The organism is Thiocapsa imhoffii, assembly GCF_016583985.1.
GTDB lineage: Bacteria > Pseudomonadota > Gammaproteobacteria > Chromatiales > Chromatiaceae > Thiocapsa > Thiocapsa imhoffii.
The window spans coordinates 1-3,083 of record NZ_NRSD01000061.1 but is presented as its reverse complement, the minus strand read 5'-3'; the positions used below and the strand labels follow the sequence as shown (position 1 = coordinate 3,083).

The following is a 3,083-nucleotide window of genomic DNA, read 5'->3' as shown; positions in this document are numbered from 1 at the left end:
ACCACCCGCACGGCGTATCTTCAATACTTCAGCGCGTTGCCCGCTGAGCGGGTGGAATGGATGGGTGATGGTGGCCCATCCCAAACGCCGGCTGGGCATCTGTGGGGTTGACGATGAACGTCGGAATTCCGATGGGTCGGGTCTTCTTCGTTCCATCCTTGGGGATGTGAACGCGCCGCACCGGGGGCGCCTGATAACGACCGCTCTTGAACCGTTCGAGCAAGTCGCTCAGGTTCTCCTGCAGCCGCGCTTCGTACACCTCGGCAGTCACGCCATCCACACCCACCGCGCCGTCCTTGCGCGTTCGCCGGTACGCCTCTTCCAGCCACATCAGATCGATGTGGTGCGCCAGCGTGGTCAGCACCATCCCCGGCGCCTGTCTCGCCAAGTTCGCGATCGTCTCTTGTTTCGTTGTGATGATCTCGCAACCCGATGTTTGCGCCATCTGTCCCTCCAGACGTTGTCTCAACCGATCGGCCGCTTCCCTCCCGCGGGTCCGCTGGGGTGCGTTCCCCGCGCTCGACGGTACGATCAGCCGACTCTGACTGCTCAGTTGCCATCACGCCGCACTTCGTTGCCTTCGTTTGGCGCTACCTCGCCGTTGGTCCTGTTCGCTCCCGTCGGCCGGACCAGCGCCGTCGGGCCGGGGCGGCTTCTTCCGCGGTGCCCGCGCCGCGTCTCGGGCACGGAACAGCTGAGCGCTCCCAGGTTCCTGGACGACCCGTGCGTACATGCCCTGCTCTCAGACCCCGGCGGAGTCTCGACATCAGGCCGTTACGATGCCGAAACTGTTGCCTTCCGGTGTTCCGAATACGTCGGCTCCGCTAGATTCAGTAACGGGGCTCTATCACATGGCCTGCACGCCCCCTGTGTACGCTTCGCAGGCGGGATCGCTCCCGCACCACGCAACACTCGGTTCCGGTGGATGGCCACTCCTTACCGGCTCGGGACTTGCACCCGGTGGGTCGCAAAAAGGAGTTTCCGATTGGCTTATCCGTTCGCTATCTTCCTCTCCTTCCAGGCTTTGCCTGGCGCAACGGAGTTATGATCAAGGCCGTTATTTGCTTCCATTGTATAATGGAATTTACTATCTATTGAGCGAAACTTTCTATACAGTCTCTAAACTCTATGATATATGCGATAGGGCTTTAGGAACAAGGCACAGCTCTATTACTGAAAAACCAATAACGGAAGATGCACGATAATCTGCGCGAAAACCAGTTTCCCAGCGTACATGTTCCCGCTTCAGTCGATAGTTAGGGTTAACCGACAGGCTGCACGAACGTTCGGCGGTTGTCCAAGCCGATTTGCGGATGATTAGCCGTTTGAATTTTAAATTCATACTGTTACCTAAGATGCACTGAAAACGTTGGGACGGTACTGATGAAACTTATAATTGTTTTGGATAATGTTGTAACCCTTGAGGGACGAACGGTTTGGGCAGAACCGGGTCTTGATCTATTGTTCGGTCCCCTTCTTAGGGCTGAGATAGATCTCTCGTTTGCAGTTCGTTTAACAAAAGAGAAGGGCCAGCGCGTTCTCGCCGCATACAATTCCGAATGCGTGCGAACGTTGAATATGGGTTTTGTATATTTGGGGGATAGTAGTTTCAAAAAGATTTTGAATTATATCCGGTTTTTTAAACATATGTGGGGATGTGTCGGCACTAATGATTTTATTTATATTTTTTTCCCGGGAGCGTTAGGGTTTATCAGTGCTGCTATTTGTTTATTAAGGATGAAGCCATATGGATTGTACATTCGCAAAGATAGCAAAACAGGAAGGAGTTGGGAAGAACTCATTAAGGTATTGCAGATCAGTCGTGCTCAATTTGTGATTTGTACTGGAGATTACCTTGTTAAGCAGTCCAAAAAGCTGAACAGTAGGGTTTCGGCAGTGATTCCTATGACAGGAATTTTAGAGAAACATACCGAGGCCAAATCACAATTAAATGATAATTTTGTGTCGATACTTTTCGTTGGGAGGCTTATACGAGATAAAGGAATTTTCGAGATTCTTAGAGCTGTTTATCACCTCAGCAAAATTGAGCATTTGAATGTACGTCTCCGGTACGTTGGCGACGGATCGGATCGCCAGTTGCTTGAGACTGAAATCTGTTCGCTTTCTCTTGACACCGTGGTTCGTTGCTACGGCTCGATTACAGACGTTCAGTTTATGGAAGAGCTTTATCGGCAATCTGATATATTTTGTCTTCCAACCTATCATTCAGAAGGAGTCCCTAGGGTTTTTTACGAGGCTATGCAATTTGGTATTCCCATACTTACAACGAGGATGGCTCAATGGACAGGTCTACTCGTGCATAAGAAATCGGCTTTTCTGTGTGAGCCGAAATCAGTTGCATGCCTTATAGAGTCGCTTCGGCTCTTGATAACGGAAAGAGAAAGCAGAGATGCGCTGGCAAGAGGGGGAGCTTCTGTTCTGGAAGGCTTGAAACTGAAGTGGAGTGAAAAGAACCATGGCGATCAAGTCTTGGGTTATCTTGGTGAACAAGAGATGTTGGAATTGAAGAGGACATAAGAGTTGTTACGAACGTCTAGATGTTGAAATTTATGATATTTTGTAGTTCCAAAGACCACCGGCAAGGCCGAAAAATTGATCTATGAGTGCGGATGACTGGTTCCGAATCCGGTGCGTGAGGCAATGAAACGATTTGATTCCAGCGATCGCATGCTCGACAAGGACACGGAGACTGGAGTGATGACGATTCGCTCTTTGTTGAATTTTGGTTAAGCGCGGATGTGGATTCATTTTTGATCGCTTTGGCCTTTTATGAGGTAAACGAATGTCGGCTCCACGTCCATAATCAGTTACTGCGCCAAGAAAGCCAAGGTCGGCTCTTAGGGTCATGCCTTCAAACCAAGAAATGTGTGGAGGCAGGCATTTTTTCATGATCATATAGTCATGTACTGAGCCACCAAAAACTGGACTCATATAAAGTATTTTCAGGTCATGATTGGTGAGCGTTAGAACTTTGACGGTATGTCTTTTTTTTACCGCTGTATCGTTTCTTTTGATGGTCATCATCCGATGGTCGGACGCAGGCAACTTCTGTTCCATCAACG

The 3,083-nt window shown here is 49.8% G+C and carries 3 protein-coding genes; 1 reads left to right on the top strand and 2 read right to left on the bottom strand.

What is annotated here, in order from left to right; translation table 11 throughout:
• The coding region (locus CKO25_RS22075) for a DUF5372 family protein (RefSeq protein WP_200388060.1) at nt 1-99 on the bottom strand (99 nt) is incomplete at its 3' end.
• A 1,284-nt stretch (nt 100-1,383) separates the two neighbouring features.
• On the opposite strand from CKO25_RS22075, the gene CKO25_RS20520 reads away from it, so the two are divergent.
• A complete protein-coding gene (locus CKO25_RS20520) occupies nt 1,384-2,538 on the top strand; it encodes a glycosyltransferase (protein ID WP_200389802.1) in 1,155 nt (384 codons plus the stop codon).
• A 30-nt stretch (nt 2,539-2,568) separates the two neighbouring features.
• On the opposite strand, the gene CKO25_RS20515 is transcribed toward CKO25_RS20520, so the two are convergent.
• On the bottom strand, nt 2,569-3,083 hold a 515-nt coding region (locus CKO25_RS20515), incomplete at its 5' end, for a transposase family protein (RefSeq protein ID WP_207162419.1).

What these genes read in the sequence shown, in the direction of transcription:
- CKO25_RS20520 (WP_200389802.1), top strand. Translation starts at nt 1,384, where the DNA reads ATGAAACTTATAATTGTTTTGGATAATGTTGTAACCCTTGAGGGACGA.